This window comes from Agromyces sp. NPDC058110 (assembly GCF_042884735.1).
In the GTDB taxonomy this organism is placed as follows: domain Bacteria; phylum Actinomycetota; class Actinomycetes; order Actinomycetales; family Microbacteriaceae; genus Agromyces.
In genome coordinates this window covers 277,564-301,431 of the sequence record NZ_JBHVTI010000002.1, presented here as the reverse complement: position 1 = coordinate 301,431, position 23,868 = coordinate 277,564, and the positions used below count along the sequence as shown (strand labels likewise).

Genomic DNA, 23,868 nt, shown 5'->3' with positions numbered 1-23,868 from the left:
GTGATCCGGAACTGCCCGGGCGCGCCTCGAATCCGATGGGAGCCCCGGAACGACGAACGCGCCGCCACCCTCAGGTGACGGCGCGTGCTCGTTCAGACCGCCCGTTTGCGGAGCTTGCGACGTTCGCGTTCGGACAGTCCACCCCAGATGCCGAACCGCTCGTCGTTGCCCAACGCGTATTCGAGGCACTGCGCCCGGACCTCGCAGCCCGTGCAGATCTTCTTCGCGTCGCGCGTGGAACCGCCCTTCTCGGGGAAGAACGCCTCCGGATCGGTCTGCGCGCACAGTGCGTCGCTCTGCCATGCCAGCGGATTGTCGTCGCCAGCTCCCGGACGAACCCCAGGAACGCCGAGCCGAACCGGATCGACGAACCAATCGTCAGGTACTCCAGAACGATATTCAGGATTGCTCATATCGTCTCCCACCCAGTTGTACCGACCACCCAAAGGGTGTGTCATGACCAATTACACCGGTGTAGTTCGTGAGAGTCAAGTCGCAGATCGTAAACCCTCGATCGGTCATCGAGGCTTCGACACGCGATCGACACGCCGAGGGCGTTGGCGAGTTGTGATCTGATCCGGAGCGCGGATGCCGCGCGTCGACGCCTAGGCGTCGGTCGCCGCCCGGCGGGCCTCCCAGGCGGTCGTCACCATGTCGGCCAGCGAGTGCCGCATGCGCCAGTCGAGGTCGCGCGCGGCGAGCTCGCCGGAGGCGACGATCCGGGCGGGGTCGCCGGTGCGGCGCGGCGCGGCATCCGGGACGAAGTCGATGCCCGTCGCGTCGGCGACCGCGGTCATGATCTCGCCGACCGAGACGCCGTCGCCTGAGCCGAGGTTGTACACGGGCTCGAGGGGCTCGCCGTCGTCGAGGCGTCGCGCCGCCACGACGTGGGCCTCGGCGAGGTCGGCGACGTGGATGTAGTCGCGCACGCAGGTGCCGTCGGGCGTCGGGTAGTCGGTGCCGTTGATGCGGGGCGTGCGCCCGTCGAGGAGGGCGTCGAACACGAGCGGGAAGAGGTTGTGCGGGCTCGCGTCGTAGACCTCGGTCGTGCCGGAGCCGACGACGTTGAAGTACCGCAGGCTGGTGTGGCGCAGCCCCGTCGCCCGCCCCTGATCGGCGATGATCCACTCGCCGATCAGCTTGGACTCGCCGTAGGGCGACTCCGGGTGCTTCGCGGTCGCCTCGGTGACGAGGTCGACATCGGGCGTGCCGTACACCGCGGCGCTCGACGAGAACACGAGGCGGTCGACGCCCGTGCTCGCCATGGCGGCGAGGAGGGTCGCCGTGCCCGTCACGTTCTGCTCGTACGTGTGCAGCGGCCGGTTCACCGAGACGCCCGCGTACTTGAAGCCCGCGAGGTGCACGACGCCCTGCACGTCGTGGTCGGTCATGGCCTGCTCCAGGAGCGCGCCGTCGAGGATCGATCCGCGCACGAGCGGGACGCCCTCGGGGACGAACGCCTCCTTGCCGGAGGAGAGGTCGTCGATCACGACCGCGTCGATGCCCTGCGCACGGAACGCGCGAACGACGTGCGCTCCGATGTATCCGGCGCCTCCGGTGACGAGCCAGCTCATTTCCTGCCTTTCCGGGCGCGCCCGGTGGCAGGCCTCAGTCGATGCTAACGGGGGTTCGGCGATACCCGTCGCGGGCGTCGAGGCGGTGGTAGCCGTCGCGGGTCGCCGAGAGGACTGCTCCGGCGACCGCCCAGACGGCCAGTGCGGCGATGGTGAGGATCAGGAGAATGGTCATGGCAGAAAGTCTCGCTCTTGTCATATCCTGCCGAAAGTGGCAGGGTTGACAACCACCGACCACTTTCTGCCAAGGAGGCTGCCACGTGCTCCGATCCGTCGCCTGCATCGCCCTCGACCAGATGGCGCCGTTCGAGTTCGGCGTCGTGTGCGAGGTCTTCGGCATCGACCGCACCGCGCAGGGCGGGCCGACATTCGACTTCCACGTCGTCGCCGCAGACCCCGGCCCGATCCACACCAAGCTCGGCTTCGACGTGGTCGTGCACGAGGACCTCTCCTTCGCCTACGAGGCCGACCTCGTCGCGGTTCCCGCCTCGCTCATCGGCAGCGAGCCCGACGAGCGCGTGCTCGACGTGATCCGCTCGGCCGTCGACCGCGGCGCCTGGGTGCTCTCGGTCTGCTCCGGCGCGTTCACGCTGGGCCACGCGGGAGTGCTGGCCGGTCGCCGCGCGACCACCCACTGGATGTACACCGACCTCATGGCCGAGACCTTCCCCGACACGGTCGTCGACCCCGACGTGCTCTTCGTGCAGGACGAGAAGGTCGTCACCGGCGCGGGCACCGCTGCCGGCATCGACGCCGCACTGCACATCGTGCGCACCGAGCTCGGAGCCGCCGCCGCGAACATCGTCGCGCGGCGCATGGTCGTTCCGCCGCAGCGCGACGGCGGGCAGTCCCAGTTCATCCAGACCCCCGTGCCCGAATGCCGCACCGATTCGTTCGCCACGGTCACGGCCTGGATGCTCGAGCACCTCGACGAGGACCTCACGGTCGACCTGCTCGCCCGGAAGGCGCTCATGTCGCCGCGCACGTTCGCACGGCGGTTCCGCGCCGAGACCGGCACGACGCCGAACGCCTGGCTCAACCGCCAGCGCCTGCTGCGCGCGCAGCAGCTCCTCGAGGAGACCTCGCTGTCGCTCGAGGAGATCGCCCGCGAGACCGGGTTCGGCGCCGCCGCCGTCATGCGCCACCACTTCGTGAAGGTGCTGCAGACGACGCCCACGGCCTACCGCCGCGTGTTCGGCGGTCGTCCGGCGGCTGCGACCGCAGAGCCCGAGCTCGCCAGGCTCGCCTGACGACCCGAGCCCGCGGCAGCGTCAGACGACCCGGGTCGTCGAGGGCCGCGCCGTCGGGTCCAGGTGCCGCGCGTCGGCGAGCAACTGCTCCAGCTCCCGCGTGATCGGCCCCGGCACCCGCGAGTGCACCTCGACCGACTCGAGCAGCCCGGCGCCGAGCAGGAACCGGAGGTCGCGGGGCGAGGCGGCGAAGCACTCGAGCGGCACCGCGGTCGCCCGGTCCGCCCAGAACGGCAGCCGCACGTGCACCGTGCCGTCGACCGACACGGGGCGGTGCCGCAGCAGGTCGAGGCCGCCCTGCTCGACGAACGAGGTCGCGGCCGCCCGATCATCGACCAGGATCAGGTGGAAGAGCACCTTCATGGCGGCAGGCACGCGCCGCCAGATCGTGGTCTGCTCGAACCCGGGGGCGAACGCGATCAACCCGTCGCGCAACGCCAGGTAGGCGTCATCCCCCATCACGGCGACCTGGCCGGCCGCGATCCCCAGGTCGTTCTCGAGGAACTGCACGAGCCGGTGCCGCGCCAGCGACGGCGACCCCTCCCTCGCCAGCACCCGGATCACCTCCTCGCTCGTCCGGAACCGGTCGGCGACCTGCCGTGGCGACGCGACCTGCTGCGTCATCGACGAGCCGTCGGACCGCACCCGCCACGACACGACCGGGCGGCTCATGACGTCGAACGCCGTCGAACGCGCGTAGGCCTTCGCGCTCACGATCTGGTCGTTGAAGTGCCCGCCCTCGGGGAACCGCAGTCCCGCGGCGTTCCAGAACGACCTGCGGTACACCTTGCTCCACTGCACCGCGTTCACGAGCATCGCGGGCGAACGCTCGGCGGTCGTCGCGTCGACGTCGACCGCGTGCGCATCAGAGATCCAGAAGGCCGCGGGCGTGCGCCGCCCGCCCGCGAGCCGGTCGTAGGAGCCCGCCACGAAATCGGACCCCGAGGCCTCGAGCCTGCGGACCATGTCGCGGTAGGCGTGCTCGAGCAGCACGTCGTCGCCGTCGAGGAACGCGAGGTACTCCGCCCGCGCCGCGCCGAGCGCGAGGTTGCGCGCCGCGTTCGGGTCGTGCGCGACCGTGCGCAGCACCCGCACGCGGCCGTCGCGGGCCGCCCAGCGACGCAGGATCTCGGCTGTGCCGTCGGTCGAGTCGTCGTCGACGACCAGGAGGTTCACGCGCCAGTGGCTCTGCCCGAGCACCGAGCGGATGCTCTCGTCGACGTACTCCCCCACGTCGCGCACCGGCATGACCACGTCGATCCAGCCCCGGCGTCGCCCGTGCAGCGGCACCCGGGCCGCCAGACGGGCGTTGCGCCGGGCACTCGCTCGGAGAAGCACGTCGCGAGCCGAGTCGCGGAGCCCCCTCACCGAGGCTCGCAACGGACGGACGGCACTGCGCGACGAGGGCATGACCAGAGGCAATCGCCCGAAGATGACCGGACGGAGAACTCCCGGCGACGGCTGCGTGCACAGCCGCGGAATGCTGCGACGACCGTTCTAAGCTCGCCGGGTGAACGCCCCGCGAACCCCGACGCTGTCCGTGATCATCCCGACGCACGACGTGGCGACGTGGATCGAGGAGACGCTCGAATCGGTGCTCGCCCAGCACGTGCCCGGCGGGCTCGAGGTGCTCGTGGTCGACGATCACTCCACCGACCGGACGGTCGCGCTCGTCGAGTCGATCGCGGCCTCCGACCCGCGGGTGCGCCTCGTCCGGGCGACCGCGAGGGGCGGCGGCTCGGCACGCAACGCCGGGGTCGCGGCGGCGCACGGCCGATACGTCGCCTTCTGCGACGGCGACGACCTCGTGCCCGACGGCGCCTACGCCGCGCTGCTCTCGAGCCTCGAGGCATCCGGCTCCGACCTCGCCTTCGGCGACTACCTCAAGTTCTCGCCCACGCGCACCTGGCGTCCGACCGGGGCATGGCCCGCCTACGAGCGGCCGGGGAGCGGGTTCGCGGTAGCCGACCGCCCCTCGCTGCTGTTCGGGCGCGCCTGCTGGAACAAGGTCTTCCGGCGGGACTTCTGGGATGCAGCCGACCTCTCGTTCCCCGACGTGCCCCGCTCGAACGACATCGTCCCCATGACGCGCGCCTACCTCGCCGCCCGCTCCGTCGACCTCGTCGAGGACGTCGTCTACCTCTATCGCGAGCGCCTCGGAACCGGATCCATGACGTCGAGGGCCTCGTCGGCCGAATCGATCATCAGCTACCTCGAGCAGGAGCTCTCGTGCGCCGAGCTCATCGCGCGGAGCGGGGCGGACCCGCTCCGCAGCGCCCACGCGTCCCTCATCGTCGAACGCGACGGCTGGGTGCACTTCGCCGGATGGCTCCGCGCGAGCGAGCGCGATGCCGAGACCGACGAGCGGGTCGTCTCGCTCTTCGCACGCCTGCTCGCGTCGAGCGGTCGCGGCATCGACTCGATGCCCTCGAGCGCCAGGCGGGCCACGCTCACCCTCGCCCTCACCGGCGCGCTCCGCACCGCCTCGCTGCACGCGGCGATCACGTCGGGCAAGGTCGTCTCGACGGACGGGCAGATCACGGCGTGGCAGCGCGTCATCACCGCCGCCTGCGAGGAGGGCGTCCGGCTCGACGAGACGACCGAACTCGTGGAGGGCAGCGTCGAGTCGATCGCGCGCGCGCTCTCCGGGGACGGCCCCGTCGGGGTCGACGAGGTCGCAGACCTCGTCGACCTCGTGGCCGAGAAGGCCGGCACTGCGTCGCTGGCCGTCCTGCCGGAATTCAAGGGGATCGCGTTCGACCGCCCCGCGGAGGTGCGCCGCCGGATCGGAGAGCTCGCGTCACACCCGGCCGCGCCGATCGTGCGGCTCCGCACCGGCCGACGCATCGAGGCCGTCGTCGCCCGAGGCGCGCACGCCGTGCTCCTCGACGAGACGGACGACCGGCTCATCGAGTTCGCGCACCGCGACCCCGACACCGGGGTGCACCGCATCGCCGTGCGCGACCTGCCCATCGACCACCGCCTGCGGCTCGCCGTCCGCGACGACGACCGGATCCGCACCGCACGACCGCCCGCCTCGACGAGCGAGTACAGCCGGTTCGACGGCGTGCTCTACCACTTCGACCGGCGCGGCCTGACGCTCAGCAGGCGCCGGCACTGGGTCGCCCGTGCCGGGCGCGCCGTCACGCCGCCGGGTGTGCGCCGACGGCTTGCCGCGATCGCCCGGCGGGGGCGCTGAGGTCCTGCCGGGCGTCGCCGCCGCCCGGGACGGCGAGGCCGAGGCCGTCGACGCGGGCCCCAGCCACGACCCCCTCGAGCGCGCGCGCATACGCCTGCGAGATGCGCCACGGCGAGCGCTCCCGCACGAACCGCCGGCAGTCGAGGCGCCCGGGCTCGCCCACGGGCCTCGCGAGCGACCGGGTGATCGCCGACGCGAAGAGCGACGGGTCGGAGACATCCGCGAACCGCACCCATTCGTGCTCGCCGAACTGGCGGACGAGGTGGGGCTCGTCGGGGAGCAGGACCGGGACCCCGTACGTCGCCGCGAGGTGCACGCTGCCCGAGTTCAGGATCGCGCGATACGGGAAGACCGCGACATCCGCGGCACCGAACCACCCGCCGACCTCGCGGTCGGGGATGAACTCGAACCGCGCGATCGTGCGGGCGCGGCGGGGCAGCGCCGCGAGGATCGCCTCGCGCTGCACCCGGTCGGCCGAGCCGGCGAGCAGCAGCACGGGGAGATCCCGACCCGAGCGGTCGAGGTGCTCGATTGCGGCGAGCAGGAGCTCGATGCCCTTGTACGGCCGCATCTGGCCCAGGAACAGCACCGTCGGCTCGTCGGGCGCGACGCCGAGCGCCGACCTGGCCTCCGCCGCCGGGGTCGGCGGCCCGTACACGCCGGCGTAGCTCGGGTGCGGGATCCGCAGCGTCCGCGTGGGGTCGATGGCGCACACGTCGGCGAGCAGCTCCGGCGTGTCCGGGGCCATGACGTGCACCGCGTCGGCACGGTCCGCGAGCAGGCGGTGCAACGCGATCTCGGGCTCGCGGTGCTCGAGCTCGTGCGGCAGCCGGTTGTGCACGGTCCACAGCATCTTCGCGCCGCGGCGACGGAGGCGGTCGAGCAGTGCGCGGACCTCGTCGACGGCCCGCCATGCGGCCGCCTCGGTGGGCGCGGCCTGCACGATGGGCGTGGTCCAGTGCACGTGCAGCACGTCACCGGCCCGCAGCTGCTCGGCCGCCGCGAGCAGCGAGGCGAACGTGGTCGCGCCGCGCACGTCGCATCCGGCGGCCCGCGGGGCGAGCGACAGCAGGTTGAGGAACGGGTTGTCCTCCCAAGCCGGGAACACGAGCACACGACGGATGTTTCGCATTCGCCGGAACCTACCCGCCGAGTGTGTCCTGCCGGTGAACGGTCCGTGACCCCGCTCGCCGCCGCCGGCCGGCTAGCGCCCGGTGGTCGCCACCCACGCGATGCCCGGCCCGGAGACGGTGATCGAACCCTCGTCGGGCGTGACGTACAGCGAGCCGCCGCGGGCGACGGATGCCGCGCCCGAGGCACCGGCCACGCGCACCGCATCGCCCTCGGCGACCACGATCGCGGGGCCGTCGAGCGCGATGGGCGCGGATGCGGCATCCGACACCATCGAGCCCTCGACGCGGTAGAGCACGAAGTCGGGCACGTCCGGCCGGAACGCCTCGACGCGGTCGCCCACGGGCTCGGGCGCGAGGCGCGGCGGAGCGATGGGCGTGAAGTCGAGCACGTCGAGCAGTTCGTCGACGTCGATGTGCTTGGGCGTGAGGCCGCCGCGCATGACGTTGTCGCTCGAGGCCATGAGCTCGATGCCGAGACCCTCGAGGTAGGCGTGGATGTTGCCCGCGGCGAGGTACAGGGACTCGCCGCGCACGAGCCGCACGCGGTTCAGCAGCAGCGACAGCACGATGCCCGGGTCGCCGGGGTAGGCCTCGGCGAGCGCGCCGACGGTCTCGAACGAGAGCGCGTACGCCGACGACCGCGCGAGGTCGGACGCGGCGAGCGCCGTCACGCGTTCGACCACCCATGCGACCTCGCCCGTGTCGCCGCCGCGGCCGTCGCGGAGCAGCCACTCGACGGTGTCGCGGAGGGGCTCGGCGGTCGCGAGGCGCGCCGCGAGGAGGTCGAGCGCACCGGGCTGCGGCTCGCCCGCGGCGCCGGCCGCATCGGCCTCGCGCAGCACCTGCAGCAGGCCGGCGACCTCGTCGAGCGGGCGGAAGCCCGAGAGCGCGTCGAACGTGTCGCTCACCGCGACGATGAGCTCGGGCTTGTGGAACTCGTCCTTGTAGTTGCGGTCGAACGCCGTGAGCGGGATGCCCTCCGCCTCCTCGCGGGCGAAGCCGGCTCGAGCCTGCTCGGGCGTCGGGTGCGCCTGGAGCGAGAGCGGCTCGGCCGCCGCGAGCACCTTGAGCAGGAACGGCAGGCGCACGCCCTTCGCCGCGAGCTCCGGGCCGAGCGCGGCCGCCGGGTCGGCGGCGATCCACTCGGCGAGGTCGCCGTACCCGAGCGGTTCCGCCCCGACCGAGTCGGGATCTACGATGCGCGCGGGCGACCCGGCATGCGCGCCGAGCCACAGCTCGGCCTCCGGGGCGCCCGACGCGGGCACCCCGCGGAACCCGGCGATCGCGGTCGTCGATCCCCACGCGTAATCGCGCGGGGTGTTGCCGATGGACACAAACATCGTGGGGAGCCCCTTCCGAGAATTCAGTCAAAACTACCAACGGGCCCGAGGCCCGGAAGACCGCCGACGTAGGCTCGGGGCTTCCGACGACGCATTGGAGCAGTCATGACCTTCGAGCCGCTCGCGAGCGACTTCTACTCGTACGCAAACCTCCTCACCGAGCGTGAGCAGCAGGCCATCGCCGAGCTGCGCGCGTGGCTCGAGTCCGACGTGAAGCCCATCATCAACGGGTACTGGGACCGCGCCGAGTTCCCCATGCAGGTCGTGAAGCCCCTCGCCGACCTCGGCGTGCTCTCGTTCGCGTGGGACGAGACGGCGCCGTTCGAGAACTCCGCCGTGTTCCGCGGGTTCGTCGCCATGGAGCTCGCCCGCGTCGACGCCTCGGTCGCGACGTTCGTCGGCGTGCAGAACGGCCTCGCGACCGGCAGCATCAGCGTCTGCGGATCGAAGGAGCAGCGCGACGAGTGGATCCCGAAGCTCGCGAGCGGCGAGGTCATCGGCGCGTTCGGCCTCACCGAGCCGCTCTCGGGCTCGGACTCGGCGCAGGGCCTGCGCACGACCGCGAAGCGCGACGGCGACACCTGGGTGCTGAACGGCGAGAAGCGCTGGATCGGCAACGCGACCTTCAGCGACATCACGATCATCTGGGCGAAGGACGTCGACGACAACCAGGTCAAGGGCTTCATCGTGCCCACCTCGACCCCCGGCTACACCGCCACGAAGATCGAGGGCAAGATCAGCCTCCGCGCGGTGCAGAACGCGAACATCGTGCTCGAGGACGTGATCGTGCCCGAGTCGCTGCGCCTGCAGAACGCGAACTCGTTCCGCGACACCGCGAGCGTGCTGCGCCTCACCCGGGCCGAGGTCGCCTGGGAGGCCGTCGGCACGGCCGTCGGCGCCTACGAGGCCGCCGTGAAGTACGCGGGCGAGCGCGTGCAGTTCGGCAAGCCCATCGCCTCGCACCAGCTCATCCAGGACCTCCTCGTGAAGAGCCTCGGCAACATCACGGCCTCGCTCGGCATGGTCGTGCGCGTCTCCGAGATGCTCGACCGCGGCGAGCAGCGCGACGAGCACTCGGCCCTCGCGAAGGCGTTCACGACCTCGCGCATGCGCGAGACCGTCGCCTGGGCGCGCGAGGTGTGCGGCGGCAACGGCATCACGCTCGAGTACGACGTCGCGCGCTTCTTCGCCGACGCCGAGGCGCTCTACTCCTACGAGGGCACGCGCGAGATGAACACCCTCATCGTGGGTCGCTCCATCACCGGCAAGGCCGCGTTCGTGTGACCCCGCGGGCGGCGGCGGCCGCCCGCACCACGACGGCGATCGGATGCCGCGGGCGAGCGTCTCGCCCGCGGCATCCGCCGTTCCCGTCCCGTTCACCGGCCGTCGTCCCGCGTTCACCGACGAGGGCTAGCCTGCCCGAATGCTCGAACGGATCCGCCTCCGCAGACGGCCGAGCGCCGTCGACCGACACGATGCGGTGCTCGCCGCGCTCGCCTCCCTCCGTGGCGACCTCTCCGACGTCCGCGGTCGCCTGGACGCGCTCGACGCCGCGATCGCCGCGCTGCCGGTCGACGAACTGACCGAACTGCGCAAGTCCACGCTGCCCGCCGTCGTCGCCACCACTCGCCGCGTCGTAGCACGGGCCGATCACGACGGGTACGAGCAGTTCGTCGCGTGGACGGAACTGCGCGAGCATCTCGGAGTGCCCGCGCCGTTCATGCCGTCGTTGCGCGGCTGGGCGGTCTCCCCCGACGCCCTCCGGGTGCTCGTGCGCCTCATCGACGAGATCCGCCCCGCACTCGTCGTCGAGTGCGGCAGCGGCGCGTCGTCGGTGTGGCTCGGGTACGCGTTGCGCCGAACGGGCGGGCGTCTCGTGGCGCTCGAACACGACGTGGAGTACGCCGAGCGGTCGCGACGGCTCGTCGACGAGCACGGCCTCGGCGACGTCGTCGAGGTGCGCGCCGCCCCGCTCGAGGCGTGGCAGGCGGCTCCCGGTGCGCCGTCGCAGCCGTGGTACGACCTCTCGGTGCTCCACGACCTCTCCGGCATCGGACTCGTCTTCGTCGACGGACCGCCGGCCGCCACCGGTGTCGAGGCGCGCTACCCGGCGGTGCCCGCCCTGTTCGATCGGTGCGCGCCGGGCGCCGCGTTCGTGCTCGACGACGCCGCGCGCGACGATGAGCGTGCGGTCGGCGAACGGTGGCTCGCGGAGTTCCCGGCTCTCGTGCTCGAGCGGATGCCCGCCGAGAAGGGGCTCGACGTGTTCACCGTCACGGCCAGTCCGTCGGCGTGACCGCGACCGGCGCGGCCGCGACCGCGCTCACCACACCGATGCGCCCGCCAGGCGGTTCCGCCGCGCGGTCCGCGGTACGCGGCGACATCCAGGGGCTCCGCGCCTTCGCCGTCGTCGTCGTCGTGCTCGACCACCTGTCGGGCTGGCCGCGCGGCGGATTCGTCGGCGTCGACGTCTTCTTCGTGATCTCGGGGTTCCTCATCACGTCGCACATCCTCCGCGAGCTCGACCGCAGCGGACGGCTGTCGCTCTCGGGGTTCTACCGCCGACGCATCCGCCGCATCGCCCCGGCGGCGACCGTCACGATCGCCGTGACGGTCGCCGTCGCTCTGCTCGTGCTGCCGCGGTCGAGGGCGATCTCGACGGCCGTCGACGGGCTGTGGGCGTTCCTCTTCGGGGCGAACTGGCGCATGATGCAGACGGGTACCGACTACTTCCAGCGCGGGCTGCCGCCGTCGCCGCTGCAGCACTTCTGGTCGCTCTCCGTCGAGGAGCAGTTCTACTTCGTCTGGCCGCTGCTCGCGATCGCCGTGTTCGCCGTGGGCGCTCGCGTCGACCGCTCCCGGGTGGACGGTTCCCGGCGGACGGCCGTGCTCGTGCTCGGCGCAGTCGTCGCGGCCTCGTTCGCCTGGGCCTGGCTCGAGACCGCCTCGAACCCGACGGCCGCGTACTTCTCGACCCTCACGCGGACCTGGGAGCTCGGAGCCGGGGCGCTGCTCGCGGCCGTCATCCTGCGGCGGCGGGTCGTGCTCCCGCACCTCGCCCGCGTGCTGCTGGCGTGGATCGGGCTGGCCGGGCTCGTCGCGAGCATCTTCGCCATCGACGCGGCGTCCGCGTTCCCGGCACCGGCCGCAGCGCTGCCGGTGCTCGCGACCGTCGCGGTCCTCGTCGCCGGCACCGACGCCGACGAGCGGTACCCGGGCAGGGTGTGGCCGCTCACGAACCGGGTGAGCCGGTACCTCGGCGACATCTCGTACTCGCTCTACCTGTGGCACTTCCCGGTGATCGTGCTGCTCGCCGCCCTGCTCCCCTCCGGGTCGAGCCGCACCCTCCTGATCGCCGTGGTGCTCATGGCCGTGCTCTCGGTGGCGTCGTACCACCTCGTCGAGCAGCCCGTCCGACGATCGGGATGGCTGCTGCCCCGCGACCCCGCCGACCCTCGCCGGGTGCGCCGCCGAACCCTCGTGGCGGCCGGTGCCGGCATCGCCGCGATCGCGGTCGTCTGCGCACTCGGGGCGGCGCGGCTCGTCGCCCCCGCAGCGACGCCGGCACCGGTCGCCGCGACCGGGTGCGTCGGTGCCGCGGCGGCCCCGGGCGCCGGCGGCGACTGCCCGAGGCCGACGAGCCTCGACGCGTCGCAGGTCGTGCCGTCGATCGACGCCCTTGCCGACGACACCGCCGGGGCGTACTCCTGCTGGCGCTCGCAGGGCGGGCCGCTCGCGTCATGCACCTTCGGGTCGGAGGGGCCGGATGCCGCGCGCGTCGCAGTCGTGGGCGACAGCCACGCGGCGGCGCTCCTCCCGGCGTTCCGCGACCTCGCGGCATCCGAGAACTGGTCGGTCGACACCTTCGTCGGATACGGCTGCCAGTGGATGGACCAAGCGGCCGGCAGCGACTGCGACCAGGTCGCCGACGAGACCCAGCAGCGGCTGCTCTCCGGCGGCTACGACCTCGTCCTCACCACGGCGGCACGCTGGGCGATCGCGGACGCGCCGATCGACGCGTTCACCGCGCGCTGGGACGCGGTGGTTGCCACCGGGTCGCGCGTGGTCGTCATCGCCGCCGCGCCCACCGTGCCCGATTCGACCTTCGAATGCCTGGCCCGGCTCGGCGCCGACGTGACGTCGTGCGGAGCGCCGCGCGCCGACGCGCTCGAGCCCTCCGATCGCCTCGGCGCCGCCGCCGCGGCCGACCCGCACGTGTCGCTCGTCGACCTCACCGACCTCTACTGCGACGAGTCGTGGTGCCCGGCCGTCATCGGCGGAGTCGTGGTCGCCCGCGACGCCGCCGGCCACCTGTCGGGAACCTACGCGAAGACCCTCGCGCCGATGCTGGCGGAGCGCATCGCGAAGGCCGGGGCGTGATCGCGTCGAGTCGCGCCGGGCCGCGGGCAACGCGCCCTCTCCGGAGCGACGGATCGGGCCCGACGGGACGGTGGAACCCGTCGCGCACCGGCGGATGCCAGCCGACAGCGGACTGATAGTGTTGCCGGTCGAACGAATCTCCCCGACCCCCCTCACCACGCTTGGAGTTCTATGTCGATCGTCCTCATCGGTGACATCGGATGGCGGAATCACTCCCATCTCGGCGACGATGCGATGACCGAGGCGGCGATCGCCGAACTCAAGGCGCGCGGTCGCGACGACGTGGTGCTCACGGCAGGACACCCCGACGCGGCCACGGAGGTGTACGGCCTGCCGGCCGTCCCTCGATTCGGCATCGCCGGCAGCTGGGATCGCGCCCGCGCCGTCGCCCGTGTCGACGAGATCGTGCAGACGGCCGACCGAGACCACCCGACCGTCGCCGCCATCGCCTCGGCCGACGCGTTGCTCATCGCGGGTGGCGGGAACCTCAATTCCCGATACCTCCACCTCGCCCTCGACCGGATCTGCGCCGTTCGCCTGGCGGAGAAGTTCGGCGTGCCGATCTTCGTCTCCAGCCAGACGGTCGGTCCGATCGTGTCCGATGAGGATCGCGCCCTGATCATGGAGATCCCCGAGAAGGCGACGCTGTTCGGCGCCCGGGACTCCGCGAGCGCTCGTGCCGTCGCCGGCGCGACCGGCGTCGTCCGGACCATGGACGATGCCGTGGCTCTCGCGCCGTCCGCTGTTGCCGGGCTGCCTGAACGGTTCGTCGTCGGAAGCTTCGCTCCGAACCCCGAGGGCTCAGGGCTCACTGCCGCCGAGTACGCGCGGGAGATCGCTCGAACCCTCGATGGCCTGTCATCGAGTCTCGACGCCGAGATCCTGCTGATCCCCCACATCGGCTCGCTCCTTCCCGGCACCGATGGCGTCGACCAGCGCATCCACGCGGAGATCATCGCCTCGAGCGGGAGCGGCCGACTGCGCGACACCGGGATGATGTCTGCGCGAGATGCGATCGCGTACTCCGAGCAGGCCCTGCTCTCCATCTCGACCCGCTACCATCCGACCGTGTTCGCGCCGATGGTCGGCACTCCGGCGATCGGAATCGCCCTCAACTACTACTCGTCCATTCGGATGCGTGGAGCGCTCGAGAACGTGGGACTGGAAGACTTCGTCGCGCCGGCTGAGACCTGGCTCAGCGGCGGCGTCGAGGCCATGGCGACCGAACTCGTCGCTCGCTCCGATGAATTCTCCACGCACATGGCGGAGGTCCGAGTCACACGTGAGCGGGAACTCGCGGTCTGGTGGGACGCACTCGCCGCGGGAATGAGCGGCGCAACCGTGCCCGCACCGCCCGACCTCGCCGAGGTCCCGAACTTCGAACCGCGGGGAGAGTGGGGGGTGCCGCTGCGCCCGGTCACCCGCGTGTCAGACCAGCTCGGACTGGAACGGCTGCAGGGCGAGCGGCAAGCCGCCCAGATCGAGGAGCTCCAGGCCGCGCAGACGGCGCTTTCGTCGAAGGTCTCGACGATGCAGGGCGATCTGGCAGCGTCCCGTGCCCAGCTGGAATCGAGTCTCGGCAAGAACGCGAAGCAGGAGCGAGAACTGACCGGCCTTCGATCCGCGCTCGCGGAGCGTGAGACCGAACTGGACGTTGCACGTTCGCGGCGATCCGTCCGTATCGCCGATGCACTCGGAAGCCTGCTCCGCGGCAAGCGCTGATCACGTCGCACCGCCCCCTCCCCCCGGGCGCGGAACCGAACATCGACTCGGATAGACTCGCTGAGTGAACACGTGGTTGGGAAGCAAGCAATGAGCCGAGTACTCGTCGTCGGCTACGGTACGGCCGGGATCGGCATCGCCAACGACGCCCGTGCCCACGGCGACGAGGTCGTCGGGTTCCTCGACGACGTGCAGCAGGGTGCACTGGTGCTCGGGCGACTTCCGGAGGTCAACCGAGTCGTCACCGAGCACGCCGTCGATGCGGTGTACTTCGCGATCCCGACGATCGATGGTCCCCGGCTGCGCGAGTTCCTCACCGGGCTCGAGCAGACCGGCCTGCAGTTGTCGATGCTGCCGCGCACCTACGACACCATCAGTCGTGAGACGGTGAAGGTCAGCGACCTGACGGATGTCGACGTCCTGCAGTTGGTCGGCCGCAAGCCGGTCAAGCACGACCTGCTCGAAGCGCGGGAGCTGGTCGCCGGCCGGCGGGCCCTCGTGACCGGCGCCGCGGGTTCGATCGGCTCGCGGCTCGTCGAGCACCTCCTCAACCTCGGCGTCGAGAAGGTCGTCGCGCTCGACTGGTGGGAGACGGGGTTGTTCCACCTCGCGAACCGGCTCGATGACGAGCGTCTCGAGGTCGTCGTCGTCGACGTCAAGAACGTGCCTCGGCTCGAGCGGATCTTCGACGCCCAACGCCCTGAGCTGGTCTTCCACGCCGCAGCCTACAAACACGTTCCGCTCATGGAGGAGAACCCGGCTGAGGCGATCGCCAACAACGCGCTCGGGGCTGAGAACGTCCTGAAGCAGGCGATCGCGGCGGGTGCGAGTCATGCCGTCTACGTCTCCACCGACAAGGCCGTTCGACCTGCGAACGTCATGGGCGCGACGAAGCGGTTGGGTGAGCTGCTCCTCGGAGACCTCGCCCAGGACTCCGGTTCGACGAAGCTCAGTGCCGTCCGGTTCGGCAACGTGCTGCAGAGCAACGGCAGCGTCATGGAGACCTTCCGTCGCCAGATCGAACAGGGCGGCCCGCTCACGGTCACGCATCCCGACGTCACCCGCTTCTTCATGACGATCGACGAAGCGGCGCACCTCATCATCCAGTCGGCACTCCTCGGGGCCAACGGCGACATCTGCGTGCTCGACATGGGCGAGCCGGTGCGTGTGATGGATCTCGCGCAGAGCCTCGTGCACGCCACGGCGCCCCACATCGAGATCAAGGTCACGCAACTGCGCCCGGGCGAGAAGCTCTACGAGGAGCTGACGTACAACCCCGAGCTTGCGACGAGCACCGCCAACAGCAAGGTCTACATCCTCCAGGTGGAAGAGGAGATGGACGTCCCGGTCGACGACATCCGTCGAACGCTGGAGCGTGCGAAGTCCGGAGAGCTCTCCGACGATGAGGCGCGCGCTGCGCTCGTGGAGATGGGCTTCAGCATCGATCCACGCCGATCGCAAGGCTGAACGTGCCTGAGACGCAGGAGAGCGGCACAGTCCTCGTCACAGGCGGAAGGGGGCGGCTCGGTCGCCTCTTCGTGCGCGAACTGCGCTCGTCGGGGCTCCGAGCGGTATCTCTCGGACGGACGCCCGTCGATGGCCACCCCGACGATGTGGTCGTCGACCTCCGCGATGCGGAATCGGTGGCAGACGTCGTGCGCGCGGCGGGCGCCGACACCATCGTGCACCTGGCGTCCGTCCTCCACGGAGACGACCTCGTCGCGCAGAACCGTCTCATCGATGCCGCGGTCGCAGGAGCAGCGCTCGCGATCGATGCCGGCCGCATCATCCACGTCTCGTCTGCCGCTGTCTACGGGACCGCATCAGCAGGCGCCCGCCACGAGGACTCCGAGCTCGCCGGCGACAGCGCGTATGCGCGGTCGAAGATCGAGGGAGAAGCGCTCTTCCGCCGCCTCGCCGCGGACTCCACCGGAACCGCAGTCACGACGCTTCGGATCTTCAACGTCGCCGGCCCCGACTTCCCCGATTCGCTCGTGCACAAGCTGGCCACTGCTGCGCCCCGAGATCCCGTGACCGTCGTGGCTCCCGACCACTTCATCCGCGACTACATCCACCAACAGGACGTCTCGGCCGTGCTCCTGGCAGCCACGAACTCGAAGCACCAGGGACACCGGGTGTTGAACGTCGGCGCCGGGGCCGCGGTTTCGACGAGGATGCTGCTGCAGAGCCTTCGGGTCGACGGATCGAGCTACATCGAGCGAGCCGGTGCACCGAGTTCCAGTTGGGCCGATGTCTCGCGCATGAGATCCGAGCTCGGCGTGTCGCCGACCCCCTATCCGACGCTCGCCTGGGAGTCGGCACACCTCCCGCGCTAGGCCTGCGCAGGGCGCTTGCCGAACACCGATTCGCCCCACAGCGCCGTGCCGGCGCGTGCGGGGCGAATCGGAGTGCGTTCGGAGCGCCTCCCGAGGTCAGGCTCCGTCGCCCACTCGCTTCTCCAGCGCACGGATCGCGGCCACCGTTCGCTCCGATGCCCGACCATCGCGGAACGCGAACGCCTCTCGGATGCGATCGCCGTACTCACGGTCGAAGGCATCGGCGTCGAGGACGGCCGACTCGATCGCTTCGACCGCTTCCTCGTGCGTGCGGACCACTGGGCCGAATCCGTCGGCCTCATAGCTGAACTCGCCCCGACGGAAGGCATGGCTGCCGGAGAAGAACGCATCGCGGTCGAACTGGTAGTAGACCACGCCCGACCCGACGTAGGCGGCCTCGAAGGCGAGCGACGAGTAGTCGGTCACGGCGAGCTTCGAACGCGCGATCCAGGTCTTGATGTCGGAGTCCCGATACGAGACGAGCTGGACCCAGTCGGGAACGTCCGCGGGAAGGATGTGGCCCTGCATGTTCGGGTGGGGGGCGAACGCGATCTGGAGCCCGGCCTGCTCGGCGGCGCGTCGGAGGCTGTCGCTCGCGACCACGTCCATCCACGACCGGAAGTACTGCGACTCGCGGAACCCGTCCAGCGCAGCGCGGTTGTTGGTCTGCCCATCGACGAGCTGCAGGAGCGTCTTCCGCCACGTCGGCATGATCAGGAGGAGGTCGCGCCGGCTCGTCGATGCCATCTCCTCGAGCTCGTCGTGCCTCGCGAAACCGGTCAGGACGACCTCTTTGGACGTGAGCTTGTACGGGCTCCCGGACCTGACGAACTCATGCGCTTCCTGCGCGGTCGCCGCGGTCGTGAGGGCGATGGGCTTCGCGTTCATCCAGCGCGACAGATCGTTGTGCGTCACGCCGTGCGAGAGGAACGTGAACGTCGGAACGGGTCGTTGGTACGCCGCCTGCGAGAACGGATGAAGGATGTAGTGGTCGATCTGCGACGAGATCAGGTGACGCGCGTGGAACAAGAGGGCGAGGTGCTCGCGCGACCGGTGCGCCACGACGCGGAATCCTTCGCTCTGCAACCGCGAGTAGTCGGGCGCTTCGCGGTTGACCACGAAGTAGGCGTTGATGCCGGGCTCGTGCTTCGCGATGTACCGGTAGAGGGATTCCGCGTTGTCCCGGCCCATCGAATCCCGGTCGATGAGCAACCACGCGTTCCGGTACTTCTTAGCCGACGCGGACGACTTGGCGTGCATGAGCCAGAAGCGCTGCCGCAGCCCGCCGAGTTCACGCCGCGCCCGACCCATCAGGCGGCGAAGGAAGCTCCTGCGGACATGGACCGGTTCGACACGTCGCGGCTGGTTCGGGAACGGAGGGATCCGCTGTCGGAGCTTCTGCCAGATGTGCCCGGGCGTGGCTTCCAGGATCGACTGGCCCTGGTGCCCGAACCTCAGTCGCCCGGGAATGGCCTGACCGGGGAGCTGGACGGAGAGGTCCTGCATCGCGGGCACCCAGACGATGCGCTCCCAGACCCACGCTTCCTTGAAGTAGACGATCGCACGGGTCTTGGACGCGAACGGCTCGACCACGACGCCGTCGAGTCGAATCGTCTCGGTGCTCTCGACGGAGTCGGTGAAGTACCGGAGGCAGACCAAGCCGCGAGCGACGTCGAGGTCTGCGACGTGCACCTCCTGCTCAGAGGTCGTCCCCGTGCTGCGAACCAGCCACGCCTCCCGGATGTGCGGAGGGATGTCGGTGACGTTGAACTCCTGGATGACACGGGCCGAGATGAAGCCGAGGTATCGCTCGAATCGCCGGTTGATCGCAGCGCACTCCTCAGCGCTGAGGCCGGCCGTCGGCGAATCGTTGCGCAGATCCATCTTGAAGTACCACTGCAGGTCGTACATCATCATGTACTGCAGCCACCGCGGCACCTCCCGGTCGGCGAAGTACTTGCCTGCGACTCGGGCGAAGCCGTGTTCCAGCGCGCCGTCGAATCGATCCGCCCGCGTCCACGCGTTGTCGAGCTGCGACGTCCCGTCGTCGCGCTTCCGATAGAAGTACTCCGCCGCAGCGACGAACGCGACCCTGCGACGAGGGAGGTTCGCGAGGAGTTCGGCCGTGAAGACGCCGTCCTCGACCGTAGAGACCCGGTCATCGAACTCGAGCGGGATCGATCGGATCAGGTCGGTCTTGAACAGCGCCGAGTTCACCGCGAAGGGGAAGAAGCGGGGCGACTCATCGATGTCCACGATCCGGGTTCCGCGTGCGAAGCGGAATCCGAAGGAGTGGTTGTCGGTCGCGCTGGCGGGGTCTCCGAAGAAGGGCAGGAACCTGGCCACGGCCACGTCGACGTCTTCGCGCTCGACGAAGTCCACCAGAGCGCGGACGTACCCCTTGCCGAGGACGTCGTCGGGGTCGGGGAAGCTGATCCAGACGCCGGTCGCAACGGCCATCCCGGCGTTCCGTGCGCTGCTGAGCCCGCCGTTCTCCTTCGTGACGATCTGGACCCGGACCTGCTGATGCCGGTCGACCCAGTCCCGGATGACCCGCTCGCTCCCGTCGGTCGCTCCGTCGATCGCGAACACCAGCTCGGCGGATTCCAGCGCGGTCCCCTGAGCGGCGATGCTCTCGAGGAAGGCGGGAAGCCAGCGTTCGACGTTGTAGACAGGGATCACCAGCGAGAGTGTGGGACGTGCTGGGGTCATCGGGGAGGCCTCCGAGTGTGGGGAAGGAAAAGTCATGACCGCTCACGGGCGGACGCAGCTCCCGAGCGCAGCACGAGTCGCGCGGCGGTAGGAGAGCCGCTGGACATTCTACGATTGTTCGAGCGCGTTCTCGTCTCGGGTGCGATTCTCCCGCCCTGTCCGCCGCTCGACCGTACCTGGCACCTCACGTCTCGGAGGAGTGTTCCGCTTGCACCACCCGATCCTCGACATCCTCGCCCACGACTCGTTGCTGCCGCTGCGCGAACGGGTTCGTGCCGGCCTGGGCTGGGCGCGAGGTGTACGCCTTCGGGCGTTCGGCGGCTTCCGGTCGGGTGCCGGTCTCCTCAGCGTGATCGTTCCGGCCTACGGCGTCGAGTCCTACATCGAGGAGTGCCTCTCGTCGCTCAGGCAGCAGAACTACCGCGACGTCGAGATCATCGTCGTCGATGACGGCTCACCCGACCGCAGCGGCCGACTCGCGGAGCGCATCGCGAAACGCGACCCGCGGGTGCGCGTGATCCGTCAGCAGAACGGCGGCCTGAGCGCCGCGCGCAACACCGGCGCGGCAGTCGCACGCGGTGAGTTCATCACGTTCGTCGACAGCGACGATGTCGTCGACCGGCACGTCTTCACGCAGGCGATCGAGTCCCTCCGGGCGTCGGGGTCGGACTTCGCGGTGTCGCCGTATCGGCGAATGCTTCGCGACGGGTTCCCTCCCGCAGCGCCATGGATCCACCACGCTCATGCGCAGGACCGCTTCGCGTGCACGCTCGAGGAGTTTCCCGACATCCTGGTGAACGCGGTCGCCTGGAGCAAGGTCTACCGTCGCTCCTTCTGGACGGACTCCGAGCTCTCGTTCCCCGTCGGCGTGCTCTACGAGGACCAGGCGGTGTCGACCCGGGCCTACGCCATGGCACGCAGCTTCGACGTCCTGTCACGGGTGTCGATCAACTGGCGGATCCGCGAGGACCGGAGTTCGATCTCGCAGCAGGTCACGAGTGTCAGGAACATCACCGATCACTGGCGCGCCGTACGCGAGTCGCTGTCGGTCCTCGACGAGTACGGGCATGTCGAGGCCAAGCAGGCTCGGATCGCGCAGGTCATCTCGAACAACATGACCGAGTTCTTCCTGCTGATCCCGGAGATGACGGATGAAGCGTGGGCCGTCTTCGTCGACTCGATGCGATACCTCGTCGACCAGATCGACGACGACGGCGTCTGGAGTCGGATCGATGCCCGCAGCAAGGTGCTCACGCACCTCACGGTGGCAGGAGATCGAACGACCGCTCTCCGGTTCCTCGCTCACGGATGGGAGAGGGAGCACTACCGAGCGGAACGCCGCGGCGACGGTCTCTACGCGCGCCCCGACCAGGTCGTCGACCTCTCGGAATTGCCCGATTCGGCATTCCGTCTCTCGCCTCGCGAGTCCTCCCTCGTCGCGGAGGTCATCGGAGCCGAACGCACCGAGCACTCGCTCGTCCTCTCCGTGATCGCGTACATCGGCGGGCTCGAATCCGCCGAAGAGCCGATGGCGATCGCCGAACTCGTCCCGGAGCGCGGAGAACGCGCGGCACCGCTGCCGACGGAGTGGTCGCGCGGCGCCGCCGCGCTCGCCGCGCATTCGACCCCGTACACCGACCGCTCCGGCGCGCTGCTCCGGGTGAAGGTCCCGTTCACGGCGTTCTCCGGGCACGCGGAGGACTACCGCATCCGGCTGACCCTCAGCGTCGGCTCCCTCGTTCGGAGCGCCCGAGTCGCTCGGCCACGACCGCATCCGACCTTCGACGCGGTTGAACTCGGCGAGCGTCTCGTCGTGGATCTCGTGTCGTCACCGGATGGGACGGCCGTACTCCGCTCCCGACGGACGGACGGGTACGTCGCAGCATGGACGAGACATGGTGATACCGCGACGTTGACGCTGGAGGGCGGCGAGTTCTCGCGGGTGTCGCTCGTCAGCCCCATGGATCGCTTCGGTCGCCGTCGTCGCGAAGCCCCGATCCGCCGCGTCGACGGAGCCCAGCGGGCGACGCTCGAGGTCGAGCCGCTCGCACCGGCGTCCGGGCACGGGCCCGGAGACTGGTACGTGACGGCTCAGGACGGGAACGGCGATTGGCACTGGATGGGCGTGGCCGAGGCGCGCGCGGACATCGACCCCGACCTCGCATCGCTGAGAACCCGGACGACCACGGCTGCCACGCTCGACGTGCCCGCCGGCACCGCCGTCGTCCAGGGACCGGGAGCCCGCCTGACCGCGGTGGAGCTCGCGACGGGCGGCCTGCGTCTCGCGGTCGAGGGCACGCCGGTCGGTGCCGTGCACGCGGTGGACGGCAGCCGGCGAGTGCCGGTTCACGTCGACGCCTCGACCGGAGATCTCACGCTGCCCCTCTCGATCGAAGAGTTCGGGCGTCCGGAGGTGCCGCTGCCGAGCGGGCTCTATCGCATCAACGGCGCGGGCCGGTTCGTCATCGACCAGGACCTTCATCGGCGACTTCCGATGGCAGTCGAGACCGACACCCAACTCGTCACGGTCCGAGCGGACGACTGGACGACGCTCGTCATCGATGTCGATGTCCTCCGACCGCCGGCACGGTGATCGACGTCACCGATCATCCCGATGTCGACGACCTGATGCTCGCATCGGACGCGGCCGTCCTCGACTACTCGTCCCGGAGATTCGACTACGCGCTCACCGACAAGCCGATGGTCTTCTTCACGCCGGATCGCGAGCGCTCCCTCACCGAATGACCCGACCGCTGACGAAGCGCGGATCCGCCATGCTGCTAAAATCGCGAGGTTGCCCGCCGAAGGAACCGCGGTGCGGGCCGAGAAGGAGTCCCACGCAGTGAGCAGCTCAACGACTGTCGCCGTCGTCCTCGCCGGAGGAGTCGGCACCCGAGTCGGTCTCGGCATTCCCAAGCAGCTCATCCGCATCGCGGGAAAGGCGATCGTCGACCACACGCTCGAGGCGCTCAGCGGGAGCGAGCACATCGACGAGATCCTCGTCATGATGAACGCGGACTCCATCCACGAGCTCGACTATCTGGGGAGCGATCCCCGGTTCCCGAAGCTGCGCGCGGTGCTTCCAGGCGGGGACACCCGGAACGACACGACCAAACTGGCCCTCGACGCCCTGCCCGACGATCCCGACATCAAGGTGCTCTTCCATGATGCGGTCCGCCCGTTCATCGACGAACGGATCATCGAAGACTGCGTTGCCGCGCTCGACGAGTTCGACGCGGTCGACACGGCGATTCCGTCGGCCGACACGATCATCGAGGTCGAGGACGGACGGATCACCGACATCCCGGTGCGATCGCGGTTGCGCCGTGGGCAGACACCGCAGGGCTTCCGCCTGGGCACGATCCGCCGCGCGTACGAACTCGCCGCGGGAGATCCGGCATTCGCCGCGACCGATGACTGCGGCGTCGTGTTCACCTACCTGCCGGAGGTCGCGATACGGGTGGTCGACGGAAGCCCCGAGAACATGAAGATCACGGAGCCGCTCGACCTGCACATCGCCGACAAGCTCTTCCAGCTGCAGAGCGCGCAGATCACCCACGACACGGTCGCCGACGATCTCGATCTCACCGGCAAGGGGATCGTCGTGTTCGGCGGCAGCTACGGCATCGGAGCGAGTGTGGCCGATCTGGCCCGCTCGGCCGGGGCGCGAGTCTACGCGTTCAGCCGCTCCACCACGAAGACCGACGTGACGAAGCGCAAGTCGATCCGCAGGGCGCTCGCGCAGGCCGCGAAGTCGGGTCCGATCGATTACGTCGTCGTGACGGCCGGCGTGCTGTCCATCTCGCCGCTCGCCGATACGTCGAAGCGCACACTGAGCGACACCATCGCGATCAATCTCCTCGGCCCGGCGAAGGTCGCGCAGGAGGCGCTCCCCCATCTCGAGGCCACGAACGGGCAACTGCTGTTCTTCACGTCGAGTTCGTACACGCGCGGTCGCGCCGGATACAGCATGTACTCGGCGGCGAAGGCCGGTGTGGTGAACATGACGCAGGCCCTCGCAGACGAGTGGACCGAACGTGTGCGCGTGAACTGCATCAATCCGCAGCGTACGAACACCCCGATGCGCACGAACGCGTTCGGCGAGGAGCCGAGCGGCACGCTGCTCGACCCGGCCGTCGTGGCGGCCGTCAGCCTGCGCGTGCTCACGAGCGACATCACCGGTCAAGTCGTCGACGTCCGCGTCAGCGGCTGAGCTGCCGCA

The 23,868-nt window shown here is 70.1% G+C and carries 18 protein-coding genes; 11 read left to right on the top strand and 7 right to left on the bottom strand.

Features of this window, described 5'->3' with window-relative positions; all coding sequences use genetic code 11:
- Positions 1 to 92: 92 nt before the first annotated feature.
- The 3 genes from ACFVS8_RS05965 to ACFVS8_RS05955 all read right to left on the bottom strand — a co-directional run bounded on the left by ACFVS8_RS05965 (position 93) and on the right by ACFVS8_RS05955 (position 1,749).
- Positions 93 to 413: a WhiB family transcriptional regulator gene (locus tag ACFVS8_RS05965; protein ID WP_082462249.1), complete on the bottom strand. Its 321-nt coding sequence runs from the start codon at positions 411 to 413 to the stop codon at positions 93 to 95.
- A 192-nt stretch (positions 414 to 605) separates the two neighbouring features.
- Positions 606 to 1,574 carry a UDP-glucose 4-epimerase GalE gene (gene galE / locus ACFVS8_RS05960; protein WP_387058875.1) on the bottom strand — a complete coding sequence of 323 codons (969 nt, stop codon included), beginning with the start codon at positions 1,572 to 1,574 and terminating at the stop codon, positions 606 to 608.
- 34 nt (positions 1,575 to 1,608) lie between these two features.
- The gene (locus ACFVS8_RS05955) at positions 1,609 to 1,749 is read right to left on the bottom strand and encodes a hypothetical protein (RefSeq protein ID WP_387058872.1); all 141 of its coding nucleotides are present in this window, start codon (positions 1,747 to 1,749) and stop codon (positions 1,609 to 1,611) included.
- Between the two features lie 85 nt (positions 1,750 to 1,834).
- Here ACFVS8_RS05955 and ACFVS8_RS05950 point away from each other — a divergent pair, with 85 nt between their 5' ends.
- Entirely contained in the window at positions 1,835 to 2,824 is a 990-nt protein-coding gene (locus ACFVS8_RS05950) for a GlxA family transcriptional regulator (protein ID WP_387058870.1), read from the top strand.
- Between the two features lie 21 nt (positions 2,825 to 2,845).
- Here the strand turns inward: ACFVS8_RS05950 and ACFVS8_RS05945 are convergent, their stop codons facing one another.
- Positions 2,846 to 4,162, bottom strand: a complete 1,317-nt coding sequence (locus ACFVS8_RS05945) for a glycosyltransferase family 2 protein (RefSeq protein WP_387058867.1) — start codon at positions 4,160 to 4,162, stop codon at positions 2,846 to 2,848.
- Between the two features lie 172 nt (positions 4,163 to 4,334).
- Between ACFVS8_RS05945 and ACFVS8_RS05940 the strand changes: the two genes are divergently transcribed.
- Complete coding sequence (locus tag ACFVS8_RS05940) at positions 4,335 to 6,023, top strand: glycosyltransferase family 2 protein (protein ID WP_387058864.1); 1,689 nt, start codon at positions 4,335 to 4,337, stop codon at positions 6,021 to 6,023.
- On the opposite strand, the gene ACFVS8_RS05935 is transcribed toward ACFVS8_RS05940, so the two are convergent.
- Positions 5,968 to 7,155 carry a glycosyltransferase gene (locus ACFVS8_RS05935; RefSeq protein ID WP_387058861.1) on the bottom strand — a complete coding sequence of 396 codons (1,188 nt, stop codon included), beginning with the start codon at positions 7,153 to 7,155 and terminating at the stop codon, positions 5,968 to 5,970. The genes ACFVS8_RS05940 and ACFVS8_RS05935 overlap by 56 nt on opposite strands.
- A 72-nt stretch (positions 7,156 to 7,227) precedes the next feature.
- Positions 7,228 to 8,496, bottom strand: coding sequence for a mannose-6-phosphate isomerase, class I (manA, locus tag ACFVS8_RS05930; RefSeq protein ID WP_387058858.1), 1,269 nt, complete (start codon positions 8,494 to 8,496; stop codon positions 7,228 to 7,230).
- Positions 8,497 to 8,601: 105 nt separating this feature from the next.
- Between manA and ACFVS8_RS05925 the strand changes: the two genes are divergently transcribed.
- The 6 genes from ACFVS8_RS05925 to ACFVS8_RS05900 all read left to right on the top strand — a co-directional run bounded on the left by ACFVS8_RS05925 (position 8,602) and on the right by ACFVS8_RS05900 (position 16,934).
- A complete protein-coding gene (locus tag ACFVS8_RS05925) occupies positions 8,602 to 9,780 on the top strand; it encodes an acyl-CoA dehydrogenase family protein (RefSeq protein WP_387058855.1) in 1,179 nt (392 codons plus the stop codon).
- 139 nt (positions 9,781 to 9,919) lie between these two features.
- Positions 9,920 to 10,792, top strand: coding sequence for a class I SAM-dependent methyltransferase (locus ACFVS8_RS05920; protein ID WP_387058852.1), 873 nt, complete (start codon positions 9,920 to 9,922; stop codon positions 10,790 to 10,792).
- Positions 10,789 to 12,876, top strand: coding sequence for an acyltransferase family protein (locus tag ACFVS8_RS05915; protein ID WP_387058849.1), 2,088 nt, complete (start codon positions 10,789 to 10,791; stop codon positions 12,874 to 12,876). Before ACFVS8_RS05920 ends, ACFVS8_RS05915 begins: the two co-directional genes overlap by 4 nt.
- A gap of 171 nt (positions 12,877 to 13,047) precedes the next feature.
- Positions 13,048 to 14,598 (top strand): polysaccharide pyruvyl transferase family protein, encoded by a 1,551-nt coding sequence (locus tag ACFVS8_RS05910; RefSeq protein WP_387058846.1) that lies wholly within the window; start codon positions 13,048 to 13,050, stop codon positions 14,596 to 14,598.
- Positions 14,599 to 14,688: 90 nt separating this feature from the next.
- On the top strand, positions 14,689 to 16,065 hold the full coding sequence (locus tag ACFVS8_RS05905; RefSeq protein WP_387058843.1) for a polysaccharide biosynthesis protein: 1,377 nt from the start codon (positions 14,689 to 14,691) through the stop codon (positions 16,063 to 16,065).
- A 2-nt stretch (positions 16,066 to 16,067) separates the two neighbouring features.
- On the top strand, positions 16,068 to 16,934 hold the full coding sequence (locus ACFVS8_RS05900; protein WP_387058840.1) for an NAD-dependent epimerase/dehydratase family protein: 867 nt from the start codon (positions 16,068 to 16,070) through the stop codon (positions 16,932 to 16,934).
- Between the two features lie 96 nt (positions 16,935 to 17,030).
- Here the strand turns inward: ACFVS8_RS05900 and ACFVS8_RS05895 are convergent, their stop codons facing one another.
- On the bottom strand, positions 17,031 to 19,646 hold the full coding sequence (locus ACFVS8_RS05895) for a CDP-glycerol glycerophosphotransferase family protein (RefSeq protein WP_387058837.1): 2,616 nt from the start codon (positions 19,644 to 19,646) through the stop codon (positions 17,031 to 17,033).
- A 208-nt stretch (positions 19,647 to 19,854) separates the two neighbouring features.
- On the opposite strand from ACFVS8_RS05895, the gene ACFVS8_RS05890 reads away from it, so the two are divergent.
- From ACFVS8_RS05890 to ACFVS8_RS05880, 3 genes are all read left to right on the top strand, one after another.
- Entirely contained in the window at positions 19,855 to 22,239 is a 2,385-nt protein-coding gene (locus tag ACFVS8_RS05890) for a glycosyltransferase (protein ID WP_387058834.1), read from the top strand.
- The gene (locus tag ACFVS8_RS05885; RefSeq protein ID WP_387058832.1) at positions 22,236 to 22,391 is read left to right on the top strand and encodes a CDP-glycerol glycerophosphotransferase family protein; all 156 of its coding nucleotides are present in this window, start codon (positions 22,236 to 22,238) and stop codon (positions 22,389 to 22,391) included. Before ACFVS8_RS05890 ends, ACFVS8_RS05885 begins: the two co-directional genes overlap by 4 nt.
- A gap of 97 nt (positions 22,392 to 22,488) precedes the next feature.
- Positions 22,489 to 23,859, top strand: a complete 1,371-nt coding sequence (locus ACFVS8_RS05880; RefSeq protein WP_387058829.1) for an SDR family NAD(P)-dependent oxidoreductase — start codon at positions 22,489 to 22,491, stop codon at positions 23,857 to 23,859.
- Positions 23,860 to 23,868: the final 9 nt, after the last annotated feature.